Here is a 14,851-nt window from a genome sequence, read left to right as displayed (position 1 = left end):
GTCGGGCTCAGGCCCGGAAACAGCGATGCCGCAATTCTCATTGACGACGGACCGCATCCGCTTCTCGTGACCCATGCATAACGATTCGACCGCCCTGCGACCGTCCTCCCCTCGTGTGGCAGGCTACCTTTCCAAGGGTCTGGCACGCTGGAACATACTCGGCTGCCTGCTGCCCGAATACTCGCGTCAAGTTCGCCTCAAGCCGGGTAGCCGCCAACCCGTCGACGCAATTCTCGGTTGGGGTTTGAAACCCACGGCGACTCACGCAAGACGCTTGGCAGCACGGCGCGGCTTGCCGTATGTCGCGATCGAGGATGGCTTTTTGCGCTCGCTAGGGCTGGGCGTCAATTATTCCCAGCCGCACAGTCTGGTCGTGGACTATAGCGGCATCTACTACGATGCGACCCGGCCGTCCGATCTGGAGACGCTGCTGGCCGACGCCGCCTTCGAGGCCGATGAACTGGAGCGCGCCAGCCAGGCCATGCACCGTCTTCGCCGGCTGCGGCTGTCGAAATACAATCATGCGCCGGACCGGCCACTGCCGGCCTCCGATCAACCGCGTATTCTCGTCATCGACCAGACCCGCGACGATGCTTCGATCACGCACGGCATGGCCGATGCCGGGTCCTTCCAGCGCATGCTGGAGAGCGCGATCGCCGACCATCCCGACGCCGACATCCTGATCAAGACCCACCCGGATGTCATCGCCGGCCGCAAGAAAGGTTATCTGACCCAAGCCTCGACGCACCCGCGCTGTCGGTTGATCGGCGACGACATCAATCCGTGGGCGCTAATCGATGCCGTCGACGCGGTCTACGTGGTCACCAGTCAGTTGGGATTCGAAGCACTGATGGCAGAAAAGCCGGTGCATTGTTTCGGCATGCCGTTCTATGCCGGCTGGGGGCTGACCCACGACGCCCTGCGCTGCGAGCGTCGTCAGCGCCAACGTACCCTGGCGGAACTATTCGCCGCGGCCTACCTGCGCTACTGTCGTTACGCCAATCCCTATACCGGTCTGCCATCGACGCTGGAAGCCACCATCGATCTGATCGCCGATCAGAAACGTCAGCGTGATCGCCTTGCCGGCCGCTGGCTGGCCGTCGGCTTTTCCAGTTGGAAGCGAGCCTTCATTACCGATTTCCTGGGTCCCGCCTCCAGCGTGCGCTTCCTTCAGGGTGATCATCCGCAGCCGAGAGAACTCGAAGGGCGCGACAGCCTGGTGGTGTGGGGTCAGAAGGCGACCGAAGAGCTCAAGTCGCTCTGCCGCCAGCACGGACTCAAGCTGTGGCGAATGGAAGACGGTTTCGTGCGTTCGGTCGGGCTCGGGGTCGATCTGACCCGCCCGCTGTCGCTAGCCTTCGATTCACGCGGACTCTATTACGACGCCAATCACGAAAGCGATCTCGAACGGCTGCTGACGGAGACGGATTTCGATCCTGCACTACTGGCACGCGCCGCACGTCTGCGCCAGCGCCTGACAGAGCTCAAACTGTCGAAGTACAACGTAAAGGGCAAACCGCTACCCGCCCTGCCCGAGGGCGCAATCGGCACCCGGCCGGTCGTGCTGGTTCCCGGGCAGGTGGAGAGCGACGCCTCGATCGCGCATGGCTCCCCTGAAATCAAGACCAACCAGGGACTGCTCGAAGCCGTCAGGGACAATCGGCCCGACGCCTTCATCATCTACAAGCCCCACCCGGATGTCGTCTCCGGCGCGCGGGTCGGCCTGCTCGACAAGAGCGCCAGCGAACTCTACGACCTCGAGCTGATTCACTACGACATCATCGATCTGATCGAACTCGCCGATGAGATCCATACCATGTGTTCGCTGACGGGCTTCGAAGGGCTGATGCGCGGGGTGGAAGTGCACACCTATGGTCTGCCGTTCTATGCCGGTTGGGGTCTGACTCAGGATCGGCTATCCTCCCCGCGTCGCCACCGACGGCTGACACTGGATGCGCTGATCGCGGGCGCGTTGTTGACCTATCCGACCTACGTCGATCCTCTGAGCGGCGAATTCTGCAATGCCGACACCGCCGTCGAACTGATGCAACAGCAGCGCGATCAGCGCTCGGGCCTGCCCTTTCGTGTGCGCATGTACCGGCTGTACCGCAATCTGTTTTCCCAAAGGCAATGAATTGAGTGTTTTGACTTCGAGCAATACGCGCAAACGCTTCCTATTGCTGCAAGGTGTCTGCTCGCCGTTTTTCGATCGGCTGGGCGAACAGCTAATGGCCGCGGGACACCGGGTGATCAAGATCAATTTCACCGTCGGTGATAGCGCATTCTGGCGCCGGGGCAATACCTACGCCTATCGCGGACAGGCCAAGGACATTCCCGAATTCCTCTCGCAGATATGGGACCGCCACGAGATCACTGACCAAGTGGTTTTCGGCGACCGGCGGCCGGTGCATCGGCGCGCCATTCTGGCCGCGCGTCGTCGGGGCATACGTAACTACGTCTTCGAGGAAGGCTATTTCCGGCCTTACTGGGTGACGCTGGAGCGCGAAGGTGTCAACGCCCATTCGCTATTGCCGCGTGATCCGGACTGGTATCACGAAGCCGGCAAACGGTTACCCAGCGCCGGACGCCCCATGGCTTTCCCCAACCAGTTTCACACCCGAGCGCGCCACGATGTGATCTATCATCTGGCGGGGATCGCCAACCCGTTTTTGCACCCGCACTATCGCAATCACGCCCTGGTAACCGCGCCGGTGGAGTACGCCGGATTCCTGCTACGCAAGATCCGCATGCCGTACCTGAAGCGGCGTGACGAGGAACGCATACAGGCCCTGCTGGGCGCCAAGCGACCCTTTTACCTGCTACCGTTGCAGCTCAAGAGCGACGCCCAGATTCGCTATCACTCCGATTACAAGAACATGCAGGAGGTGATCGGCAAGGTAGCCGCCTCGTTCGCCTACCACGCGCCGCGCGATGCATTTCTGGTGATCAAGAATCACCCGCTCGATATGGGCCTTACGCAGTACGCGAGGCTGATCCAGGTACTGACCCACGAATACGATCTGGGTGACCGCCTGGTCTATCTCGAAGGTGGCAATCTCGAAGCGCTACTCAAGCACGCCAACGGGCTGGTGACGGTCAACAGTACCGCCGGCAACGTTTCGCTTGGCTTCGAGTGCCCGACCCATACTCTGGCGTCACCGATCTATGACATGGCGGGTCTGACCCATCAGGGTACGCTGGATGATTTCTGGCACAATGCGACCAAACCGGATGCGGAACTGTTCCGGGCCTATCGCCGAACCGTCGCCCAGACGGTTCAGATCAACGGCGGGTTCTACTGTCGCCCCGGTATCGATCTAGCCGCGGGGAACGCTCTTCGCGCGTTACAACGAGAGCGGTCCCCCCTACAACAACTCATGGATGAGATCTCGTCATGACCCGAATCGTCATTACGGGCGCTACTGGAGCCATCGGCCAGGCGCTCGCCGCCGTCTACGCGAAGCCCGGCAATCGGTTGGTCCTGCATGGCCGCCAACGCGACGTGCTCGACGCGTTGTCAGCCTCGAGCCGCCACGCGGGCGCCGAGGTCGAGCTCAGCCAGATCGACCTCGGCGACGATGCCGCCCTTTTCGAGTGGCTCGGGATGCTTTGCGATCCAACCCCACCGGATATCGTGATCGTCAACGCCGGCATGAACATCGATATCGGTGAAGACGCTAGCGGCGAAGCGTGGGAAGACGCCAGCCGCCTGCTCGAGATCAACCTGCGCGTGCCGATGGCGATGGGTAACTTCCTGGGCAAACGGATGCGCGCCGCCGGATGCGGACAATTGGTGCTGATGAGTTCGCTCGCGGCTTATCACGGGCTGCCGGTCACGCCGAGCTACAGCGCCAGCAAGGCTGGCGTCAAAGCCTACGGTGAAGCGCTTCGCGGCTGGCTGGCGCCAAAAGGCGTTGGCGTCAGCGTGGTGATGCCGGGCTACGTCAGCTCGAAGATGTGTCACGAAATGCCCGGCCCCAAGCCATTTTTATGGCAGCCCGAGCGTGCCGCCAAAGTCATTGCCGCCGGAGTCGAGCGGAACCGCGCACGGATCAGTTTTCCCTTCCCGCTCAATTTCGGCTGCTGGTGGCTGGCCGTGTTACCGGCGGCGATCTCCCAACGTTTGCTCAAGGGGTTCGGCTATGACCCCGAACATGGCGAAGAGGCGCATTGATGACTGAAGGATTCTGGAGCGGGTTTTGGGCAACGATTGCCACCCTGGTGGTCACCAGCCTGTTCGAAATGATACTGAAACCGCGCCCTCAGCCGCTGTGGAAGCGTGAGCCGGCCGCCGTCGCTGTTCACCTGGCAACGGCCGCGCTGCACTTCGCGTTCTGGCTATCGATCGTGCAGCGTCCCTGGTTTGCGCTGGTCATCGCTGCTTCGTTGCAGATGGTGGTGATTCAGGTCAACAACACCAAGTCGACGTCGCTACGCGAGCCTTTCCTGTGCCAGGATTTCGAATACTTCGTCGATGCGATTCGTCACCCGCGGCTCTACATTCCCTTTTTCGGCATTGGCCTCACGATCGCCGCCAGCTTGGCTGGCGCCATCGCCATCGGCGTCGGCTTCTGGCTCGAGCCGTCACTGTTTGGGTACGGCGACGCACCGTGGTCAGTGCTGGGAACCGTGATATTGATCGCCGCATCAGTTGCCACGCTGATCTGGCAGCTACCCCGCTTGCCGGGCTGTACGCTGGAACCCAACGACGACCTGGTTCGATTCGGCCTCTATCCCTATCTTTGGGCCTATGGCCGATTGACACGTCAGCCAATCGACCGCCAGGACAATGACAGCGACTTTGCCGCGCCATGGGATCTGGAATCAGACCCCGTCGACCCCGCGACGCTACCCAATGTCGTGCTGGTTCAGAGCGAATCGTTCTTCGATCCCCGCGACTGGCATCCTGCCATTCGGCGTGAGCTGTTGAATGAATACGATGAGCTGATGGCGCAAGCCCTGCATTCGGGGCGCTTCGACGTGCCCGCCTGGGGCGCCAATACCGTGCGAACCGAGTGCGCAGTGCTCACCGGACTCACGCCGACGCGGCTCGGTGTGCATCGTTTCAACCCTTATCACCAGCTATCGAAACTGCCGGTCAACAATCTCGCCGGCGCGCTCAAACGTCTGGGCTATCGCACAGTTTGTATCCATCCCTACCCCGCCAGTTTTTATCTGCGTGATCGGGTCTATCCCAATCTCGGGTTCGATACGTTCATCGATATCGCCGACTTCGATCTCAGCGAGCGCGACGGCCAGTACACCGGCGATCTGGCACTGGCGGAACGGGTTCAGAAACAGTTGGCAATGTCCGATGAAAAACCGCTGTTCATTTTCGTGATCAGCATGGAGAATCACGGCCCGCTTCATCTGGAGACGGCGGACCCGGCCATCGCCGAGCGGTGGGTGGAAGGCGGGGTTACTGGTGGTTGCGAAGAGCTAACGGTTTACCTGAGGCATCTGCGCAATACCAATAGTATGCTTGGGCGACTCAGGGTCTCTCTTTCCAACACTAGCGGGCTTTCAACGGAAAGTGGGCTTTCAACGGAAAGTGGGCTTCAGAAGGGTAGCGAGCTTCAGAACAATAGTCGGCCGGGCATTCTGGGTTTCTACGGAGACCATGTGCCGATCATGCCGAAAGTCTACGCACAGCATGGCGAGCCGGATGGTTTCACGAACTATTTCATCTGGCAGACAGCGCCCCATTCGGGGGATAACGTGCGGATGACGCTTCCAGCCGATAAGCTGGGAACCATAATCTACGACAGAATTATCGACCACGCAGGCAAGCTTGGTGCGAATTGAGAAAGGCGTAGCCCGCGCTACGAAGCAAGGAGTCCCAATGACCAAACGCGTTGCCATCATCGGCGCGGCTCACCGGTTCCCGAGCGCCCCGACATCACAACGTTTCTGGCAAGCGCTCAAGACCGGCGAAGACCTCGTCACCACGGTCGCCGAAGACCGCTGGGGCCTGGAAGCCTATCGCCATCCTGACAAGCAGCACCCGGGTACCAGCTACACTTTTGCAGCTGGCAGTCTCGGCGACATTTCCGGATTCGACGCCGGCTTCTTCGGCATCTCGCCACGCGAAGCCGCCCAGATGGATCCGCAGCAGCGAATCCTGCTGGAGATGACCTGGGAAGCGATGGAAGACGCCGGCATCCCTCCGCAGACGCTGCGCGGCAGCCAGTGTGGCGTCTATATGGGCATCGCCAGTCTCGATTATTCGTATCGCATGGCCGACGACATGTCGGCGATCGACACATCGACGGCGACCGGCAACACCTCGAGCATCGCCTCGAACCGGATTTCCTACGTGTTCGACCTGCACGGTCCGAGCATGTCGATGGATACCGCCTGCTCCTCGTCTCTGGTCGCCTTCCATCAGGCGTGCCAGTCGATCCGCAGCGGCGAGACGGAAATGGCGCTGGCCGGCGGCATCAGCCTGCACCTGCACCCGTTCGGTTTCATCATCTTCTCCAAGGCGAGCATGCTCTCGCCGACGGGCCGCTGTCAGGTCTTCGACGAATCCGGTGATGGTTACGTACGCTCCGAAGGCGGCGGAGTCTTCCTGCTCAAGGATTACGACAAGGCCGTCGCCGATGGTGATCGTATTCTGGCCGTCGTCGCCGGTAGCGGCGTCAACACCGACGGCTTCAAGAAAGGTCTGACGGTCCCCAATCCCGACGCGCAGGTCGCGCTGATGATCCAGACCCTGGAACGCGCTGGCCTGACACCGGATGATATCGACTATCTGGAAGCCCACGGCACCGGCACCGCCGTCGGCGATCCATTGGAAACTCGCGCCATCGGCGCGGCGATCGGTCAGAAACGCCAGACACCGCTACCCATCGGTTCGGTCAAGAGCAATCTCGGGCACCTGGAAACCGCCTCCGGCGTTGCCGGGCTGGCCAAGGCGCTTTATACCCTGCGTGAGCGTGAAGTGCCCGCCACCATCGGCATTCGCAAGGTCAATCCACGGATCGATCTGGAAGGCTGGAATCTCGACATCGTCGACAAGCCGCGCAAGCTGAAAGCCGAAGGCCAGCTGACCATCGGCATCAACTCGTTCGGGTTCGGCGGTGCCAACGCCCATGTCATCCTGCAGTCAGCGCTCGAATCGGACATTCCCGACACTGCCGTCCAGACCCGCCGACTACCGCTTTGCTTGAGCGCGCGCAGTCCGGAAGCGTTGCGCGAGTTCGCGGCACGCCTGAGCGACAACCTCACCGCCGGCAGCGTATCACTCTACGACACCGCCTACAGCCTGGCTTTCCGGCGCGAGAGCCATTCTCATGCCGCAGTGCTGTTGAGCGATAGTGCCGCCGATGCGATTACCCGGTTGGATGCCCTGGCCGCCGCCGAGAGCGTGCCCGGCGCCGCTGTCGGCGAGCGAATCGATAGCGGCTACGGCCCGGTGTTCGTGTATGACGGCAACGGCTGCCAGTGGCAAGCGATGGGTCGTACGCTGCTGATTGAATCACCGGTGTTCGCGGCCGCTATCGACGAAGTCGACGCATTGTTCTCCAAGCACGCCGACTTCTCGCTGCGTGCCGAACTCGATGGCAGCAATCAACAGCAAGACGCCGATGAAGACGATCGTCTGGCCAGTACCGAAATCGCTCAGCCGGCGCTGTTCGCGCTGCAAGTCGGGGTAACCCGAGTGCTCGAGGCGGAAGGTGTGCGCCCCGCTGCCGTCACCGGCCATAGCGTCGGTGAAGTCGCCGCGGCCTGGGCCTGCGGCGCGCTGACGCTGGCCGATGCCGTCAGCGTCATCTACCACCGTAGCGCGTGTCAGGGCCGTACCCGCGGCAGCGGCGAAATGACCGCCGTCGGCCTGGGAGCCGAGGCCATGCAGCGTTGGCTGGACGACTCAACGCATGCGGAGATCGTCATCGCCGGTGTCAACGGCCCCAAGGGCGTCACCCTGGCCGGCCCGGCCGAGGCGCTCGCACGTCTGGAAGAGGCGCTCTCCACCGATCGGATCTTCGCCAAACGGTTGGCGCTGGATTATGCCTTCCACAGCCAGGCCATGGACCCGATCCGTCAGGATGTCATCGATGCCCTTTCGCATCTGACGCCTCGCGCGGCGCAAGTCCCCTTCATCTCCACGGTGGCCGGCAAAGCGCTGGAAGGCAGCGAACTCGGCGCGGAATACTGGTGGCTCAACATCCGCGAGCCGGTGCAGTTCGGGCCGGCGATCGATTCATTGATCGAATCCGGCGCCCGCGCCTTCGTCGAAATCGGCGCTCAGCCGATTCTGCGGCGCTATCTCACCGACGCCTTCACCGCGCAGTCGGTGACCGGCAGCGCCATTGCCACGCTGAGTCGCGATCACGATGGCGCCAGCGCCATGGAAGGCAGCCTCGCCGCATTGCTGGTCAGCGGTGCCGTCTCTCCCGTGAGCTGGTTTCCGGTCATCGGGCGCTTCGTCGACCTGCCGCATTATCCCTGGCAGCGCGAGCGCTACTGGGTCAAGACGACCGGCGACAGCCAGGGCCTGATGTCGCGTCACTACGATCATCCGTTGCTGGGCTATCGCTTGCCGCGCCAAGGCATGGCGTGGGAAAGCCAGCTCGATACTCGACGCCTCCCGTGGCTTGCCGACCACCGCGTCGGTGACGCCACGGTATTTCCGGGTGCCGGCTTCGCCGAGCTTGCGCTCGCCGCGGCGGCAGCTGCCAAAGCATCGCCGCTGCTGGATATCGAAGCGCTGGAAATTCTCAGCCCGCTGCTGCTGGATGCCACGCACGGCAAGAAGCTGCAGGTGGAGATTCAGGATGCCGATGGCATGCTGACGATGAAGACACGAGAGCCAGCGAGCGACGACCCATGGACGCTCAATGCCCGTGCCCGCCTCGCCGCACAGACCCGTGGCCTGCTGCTGACACGTCGTGGCACACCGTTGCCGGACCGGCCGGCGGATGTCACCCGAGAGCAGCACCTGGCGATGGCCGCCCATGTCGGACTGGAATACGGCCCCGGCTTTCAAGCGATCAGCGAAGTATGGATCGAGCAGGACCGAGCGATCGCGCGCATCGATCTGCCATCGGCGATTGCCGAAGATCAGCGCGACTGCCTGCTGGCGCCCGGCATCCTCGACAGCGCCTTCCAGCTGTTCATCCCGCTGCTGGCCGATGAACTCGCCAAGGCCGGAGGTCTGGCTTTCGTGCCCGTGCGCCTGGAACGGCTCCAGCTTCAGGTCGATGCCGCACCGCCGGCGTCGATGGAAGTTCGCCTGACCAGCCGAGCCCCGCACTCGCTGTGTGCCGATGTCGCGCTGTTCGACGCCGATGGCAATGCCGTGGCGGTGGTCGAAGGCGCTCGTTTCAAGGCGGCCCGCCTGCGCCACACCGTTCAGCACCGGCTCAGCTACTTGGATCATCGCCTGGTACCGGCCCCGCGCGAAGCCGCTGCCCTGCCGCTCGACGAGGCCACTGCCGAGCTCGCGCTGGGTCAACTGGTCGAAAACTATCGCCGCGTCACCGAGAGCCGCTACGGCGACGAAGTCGAACCGCTGCTGGAGGCACTGGTCTCCGCATTCCTCGACGAGGCGCTGCGGGGCTATGCCGACAACGACGGACAGCTTCTCGCCGGGCGTTTCGACGCCGGCGATACCGACATTCGCCAACGCCGTCATGCGCTGATCGAACTGGCACTCGCGACGGGCATCGTCTCGGAAACGTCGGCCGGATGGCAGTTGCAAGACGCACCGGAGATCGATGCGGCAACGGTCTGGAACCTGCTGATTCGGGACTACCCGGACTACGCGGCACTGACCCACAGTATCGGTCGATTCGGGCTCCACCTGACGGACTGGATCGAAGAACGTCTCGATGTTGCCACGCTGGCACTGGATGCCTCGCGCCTGACTCGATTGGTACAGGCCGCCGTCGGCGAGCGCGGCTGGCATGCACTCGCAGAAACTTGGCTGGCGCAATATGCCATGTCGCTCGAGCTTCTGCCTCCTCACCAGCGACTGATCATGCTCGAAGCTTCGGCGCTGCGCCCTCAACTCGGCGAGCGGCTGATGACCGGTCTCACCGGTGATCGCGCCCAGTATCGATTCGCCGCCTTGCGTGACAGCGCGCTGAGTGAAGCGGAATCTCTGGCCGAACACGACCCTCGTGTCGATCTGCTGACACCAGGCGCCGCGGCGCCCGAGATCGGCGCCAATGTCGCGCTGGTGACGCTGGATGGCACTCAGGACGAGATCGACAGACTCCTTCAGTGGCTACCGCCGCAACTGGCGGAGGACGCCCAGATCGCGCTGCTGGCCCTGGGGGACACCGACTGGCAGTCATTCCTGTCGCTACCGATGGAGCCCAGTGCACGCCCCGCGAATCTCGAGGCCGTCGTTCAGCAGCTGGACGTGCTTGGGTATCGCCAGATCGAGCGTCACACGCTGGAAAACGAGCAAGGAGGCCTGCAACTGCTGACGGCCCAGGCACCGCTTGCCTCCATCACCGACGACAATCGTGCGGAAACGGGAGGAGCTGCCGGGCATACCGACGCTCAACCGTCCGAGCAGTGGTTGGTGATCAGTGATGACAGCTCGGCTTGGCTCGCCGCCGCACTGGTGACACGTTTCGACTCACTGGGTGAATCGGTGCTCCACCTGGCCGGTAGCGAACTGGTTCCCGGCGATCTGTTGCCGCTGGCACTGGAGAGCGTGACCCCGAGCCGGATCGTCGATCTGCGTGGTCTGGCAACGGCAGCGGAAGATCGTTGCGTGCTGGCCGCGCAGTGGTTACAGACACTCGAAACGCATCAGAGCCCCGCTTCGCTGTGGTGGCTGACGTTGGGCGTCGGGGCGCATTTCTCTGCACTGCCCGGGGCCGCAGTCAATTCGCTTACCCTGCCCGAGCTCTCCAAGCAGTCCGACACCACTGCGGATTCCGCGCTATGGGGATTCGGGCGGTCGCTGCAGAACGAGGCGGGTAACCGTCAGGTGCGACTGCTGGATCTGCCGTTCTCGTGTCGGGAGTCGTTGTCCCCGGACGTTCTGGACGCGCTGTTGTTCGAGCTCAGCGTGCCGGATGCCGAAACCGAGATCGTGCTGGACGACGCTGGCCAGCGTTGGGTACCCAGGTTAGGCCTGGCGCCGGCGCCCGGTACGCAAGTTGGCTCGGAAGAACTCGCGAGCGATCGCGCCGTCAGTCTGGGCTTCGAACTGCCTGGGCAGCTGCGTCACCTGCGCTGGCAACCGCACGACCTTCCCGCGCCGCAGGCCGGTCAGGTCGAGATCGCGGTCAAGGCCACCGGGCTCAACTTCCGCGATGTCATGTACGCGCTTGGCCTGCTCTCCGACGAAGCGATCGAGAATGGCTTCGCCGGCCCCACGCTGGGTCTGGAGTTCGCCGGTGAAGTGGTCAGTGTTGGCGATCCGGACAGCAAGCTGCGCCCCGGTGATGCCGTGGTCGGCTTCGGCCCGGCCAGCTTCAGCGATCGGTTGATCGCCGATGTGAACGCGGTGGCGCCGATTCCCGCGGAGATCGGCTACGCTGCCGCCGCGACGATTCCGACGACCTTTTTCACCGTCTACTACTCGCTCAAGCATCTGGCGCGGGTGCAACCCGGTGAACGGCTGCTGATCCACGGTGCCGCGGGCGGCGTCGGCCTGGCCGCGATTCAGGTCGGCCGCTGGCTGGGCGCCGAAATCTACGCCACCGTCGGCTCGCCGGAAAAGCAGGATTTTCTGCGTCTGATGGGCGTCGAGCGCATCTACGACTCACGCAGTCTGACGTTCGCCGAAGAGATTCTTCACGATAACGCCATTAAACGACAGGCACTGGAAAATGGTGGCGACGGTCGTGGCGCTAGCAGTGATGGCGTCGATGTCGTGCTGAACTCGCTGGCCGGTGAAGCGATCAACCAGAACCTGCGCGTACTCAAGCCGTTCGGTCGCTTCATCGAGCTCGGCAAGCGCGACTTCTACGAAAACACCAAGGTCGGCCTGCGCCCGTTCCGTAACAACCTGAGCTACTTCGGCGTCGATTCCGACCAGCTGATGAGCGAACTGCCGGAACTCACCGGTGAGCTATTCGCCGAGATGATGGAGCTGTTCGCCGACGGCACGTTGTCGCCGCTACCGTACATCGCGTTCGGCAGCGACCGCGTGGTCGAGGCCTTCCGTTACATGCAGCAGGCCCGTCAGATCGGCAAGGTGGTGGTCACCTACGAACGTCCGCCCCAGATGGCCCCTGCACCGGCGAAGGATAGTCCGCTGACGCTGGACGCTGCCGGTACCTACGTCGTTACCGGTGGCCTGGGCGGGTTCGGCCTGGCCACGGCGGAATGGCTGGCCGACAAGGGCGCACGCCAGCTGCTGCTGCTGAGCCGCCGAGGTGCCACCACCGAGGAAGCCGAAAGCGGCGTCGCGCGGCTGGAAGCACTCGGCGTCTCGGTCGCGGCCCGCGCCTGCGACGTGACCGACGCCACAGCGCTAGCCGACGTGCTGGACGATGCGCGCCGGACACTCGGTCCGATTCGCGGCATCGTTCACGCCGCAACGGTCATCGACGACGGTCTGATCCGCAATCTGGACGAATCGCGTATTCGCCACGCCATGGCACCGAAACTCGAGGGCGCTCGTCATCTGGATGCGCTCACGGCAGACGACGCGCTCGAATTCTTCGTCGTCTACTCCTCGGCTACCACTCTGTTCGGCAACCCCGGCCAGGCGAGCTACGTGGCCGCCAACCACTGGCTGGAAGCCTTCACGGCCAATCGTCGTGCCCAGGGACGCCCGTCGACGGTAGTCCGCTGGGGGGCAATCGAGGACGTGGGCTTCCTGGCGCGCAATACCCAGACCCGCGAAAGCCTGCAGGAACGACTCGGCGGCCAAGCGTTGACCTCCGCCGATGCGCTGGCCGTACTCGAGCGTATGCTGGTGGCCGACGTGGCTTCTCTCGGCGTTCTCGAGCTCGACTGGCACGCCCTGGCGCGCTTCCTCCCGACGGCGGAATCGCCGCGTTATCGCGAGATCGCCCGCACCGCAACAGACGACGGTAGTCAGGAAGGTGACGACGACCTGCAGCAGTTGCTGGCCAGTCTGCCGCCGGAAGAGCTTTACGCCACACTGATCGAAGTCCTCAGCAAGGAACTGGCGAAGATCCTGCTGATCGACGAGGAGAAGATCGACATCCATAAATCCGTCTACGATATGGGCTTCGACTCGCTGATGGGCGTCGAACTCGTCACCGCATTGGAAGCTCGTCTGGGCATTCAGGTCCCGGTGATGGTGCTCAGTGAAGCGGGAACACTGGCCAAGCTGTGTGACTATCTGATGGGCAAGCTGCGCGGCGATGACGCCGAATCCGACAGCGAGGAGGATGCGCTCAACGGTCTGGCCGCTCAGCACGGGGTCGAGGTACTTCAGAATGGCGGCGAGTCGCAGGACGATGGGGAGACGAAATCTTGAGTCAACCTCGCGATGCTCTGAAACAACGCCTGCTGCAGGAGGCGCGCCAGCGCCGCCAGCAGCGCCCCGAAGGCGATACCGCACCCAAGCCGACTACCGCTGGCGTTGACGAGCGGTTCACCCGCTTCGATCGCCATCCGGGTTATCAGCAACTCAAGATGATGCGTGAAGGCGGCCAACGGCTCGGCATCCCCGACCCGTTCTTCAAGGTCCACGAAAGCACCGCCGGTGCGACCACGGTGATCGGCGGGCGCGAATGCATCAATTTCGCCAGCTACAACTACCTGGGTCTGGCCCACCACCCCAAGGTGATCCAGGCCGGCATCGACGCGCTACAGCGCTACGGCAGTTCAGTATCCGCCAGCAGGCCGGTTTCCGGCGAGCGCCCGATCCACCATGAGCTCGAGCAGGCGATCGCCGAGACCTACGAAGTCGAGGCGTCGGTGGCATTCGTCAGTGGCCACGCCACCAACGTATCGACGCTGGGCTATCTGCTCGGCCCCAAGGATTTGTTGCTGCACGACGAGTACATCCACAACAGCACCGTGGTCGGCGCCCAGCTATCCGGCGCCCGTCGGATGAGCTTCGCGCACAACGACCCGGCTGCGCTCGAAACACTGCTGGCGCGCCATCGCCGTCAGTTCGAGCGCGTGGTCGTGGTGATCGAGGGGCTTTACAGCATGGACGGGGACGCCCCGGACCTGAAACGCTTCGTCGAGATCAAGCAGCGCCACCAGGCCTGGCTGATGGTGGACGAAGCCCACTCCTTCGCCGTGATGGGCGATCAGGGGCTGGGGTTGCGGGAATACTGCGGCGTGCCTTCCACCGACGTCGATATCTGGATGGGCACACTGTCCAAGACGCTTTCCGGCTGCGGCGGCTATATCGCCGGCTGTCGGGAACTGGTGGAAATGCTGCGCTACTTCGCGCCGGGGTTTCTCTACAGCGTCGGCATGCCGGCACAGGTTGCCGGTCCGTCCCTCGCCGCCCTGCAGGTCATGAAGGACGAGCCCGAACGCCTGAAGCGCTTGCACGATATTTCGCGCTACTTCCTGCAGCAGGCCAAGGTCAAAGGGTTCGACATCGGCGAGAGCATCGGTGTCGCGGTGGTGCCGGTGATCGTCGGTAGCTCCGTGCTCGCGGCCGGGCTATCGGACGCCCTGCTCAAGCACGACATCAATGTTCAGCCGATCCTTCACCCCGCCGTGCCCGAAAAAAGCGCACGCCTGCGCTTCTTCCTCAACTGCGACCACACCCGCGAGCAGATCGACCAGACGCTCGACGTACTGGAGACCGAGTGGAAAGCACGGACTAGCTGATACGCTGTTTGTACTATTCCGTCTGGACGAATGCGGCCTCGGCTCTTTAATGGAGACGAGGCCGTTTGGCTGCATCGGCTGAATATTCAAGACTCAAGACGACACGAGC

The 14,851-nt window shown here is 63.1% G+C and carries 6 protein-coding genes; all 6 read left to right on the top strand.

Features of this window, described 5'->3' with window-relative positions; genetic code table 11:
- Positions 1–73 precede the first annotated feature (73 nt).
- Genes DOM27_RS09980 through DOM27_RS09955 form a run of 6 tightly spaced genes read left to right on the top strand, consistent with a single transcriptional unit; the run spans position 74 to position 14,742 of the window.
- Positions 74–2,134, top strand: coding sequence for a capsular polysaccharide biosynthesis protein (locus DOM27_RS09980; protein ID WP_110655853.1), 2,061 nt, complete (start codon positions 74–76; stop codon positions 2,132–2,134).
- A 1-nt stretch (position 2,135) separates the two neighbouring features.
- A complete protein-coding gene (locus DOM27_RS09975; RefSeq protein ID WP_245392663.1) occupies positions 2,136–3,398 on the top strand; it encodes a capsule biosynthesis protein in 1,263 nt (420 codons plus the stop codon).
- Positions 3,395–4,174 (top strand): SDR family NAD(P)-dependent oxidoreductase, encoded by a 780-nt coding sequence (locus DOM27_RS09970; RefSeq protein WP_110655852.1) that lies wholly within the window; start codon positions 3,395–3,397, stop codon positions 4,172–4,174. The genes DOM27_RS09975 and DOM27_RS09970 overlap by 4 nt, the downstream gene beginning before the upstream one ends.
- Positions 4,174–5,805, top strand: coding sequence for an LTA synthase family protein (locus DOM27_RS09965; RefSeq protein WP_110655851.1), 1,632 nt, complete (start codon positions 4,174–4,176; stop codon positions 5,803–5,805). The genes DOM27_RS09970 and DOM27_RS09965 overlap by 1 nt, the downstream gene beginning before the upstream one ends.
- A gap of 37 nt (positions 5,806–5,842) precedes the next feature.
- On the top strand, positions 5,843–13,423 hold the full coding sequence (locus DOM27_RS09960) for a type I polyketide synthase (RefSeq protein ID WP_110655850.1): 7,581 nt from the start codon (positions 5,843–5,845) through the stop codon (positions 13,421–13,423).
- A complete protein-coding gene (locus tag DOM27_RS09955; RefSeq protein WP_110655849.1) occupies positions 13,420–14,742 on the top strand; it encodes an aminotransferase class I/II-fold pyridoxal phosphate-dependent enzyme in 1,323 nt (440 codons plus the stop codon). Before DOM27_RS09960 ends, DOM27_RS09955 begins: the two co-directional genes overlap by 4 nt.
- Positions 14,743–14,851: the final 109 nt, after the last annotated feature.

Origin of the sequence: Salinicola halimionae (genome assembly GCF_003206065.1) — a bacterium.
Classification (GTDB): domain Bacteria; phylum Pseudomonadota; class Gammaproteobacteria; order Pseudomonadales; family Halomonadaceae; genus Salinicola; species Salinicola halimionae.
This window is presented reverse-complemented; position numbering and strand designations above follow the sequence as displayed.

What these genes read in the sequence shown, in the direction of transcription:
- DOM27_RS09965 (WP_110655851.1), top strand. Translation starts at nt 4,174, where the DNA reads ATGACTGAAGGATTCTGGAGCGGGTTTTGGGCAACGATTGCCACCCTG.
- DOM27_RS09980 (WP_110655853.1), top strand. Translation starts at nt 74, where the DNA reads ATGCATAACGATTCGACCGCCCTGCGACCGTCCTCCCCTCGTGTGGCA.
- DOM27_RS09970 (WP_110655852.1), top strand. Translation starts at nt 3,395, where the DNA reads ATGACCCGAATCGTCATTACGGGCGCTACTGGAGCCATCGGCCAGGCG.
- DOM27_RS09960 (WP_110655850.1), top strand. Translation starts at nt 5,843, where the DNA reads ATGACCAAACGCGTTGCCATCATCGGCGCGGCTCACCGGTTCCCGAGC.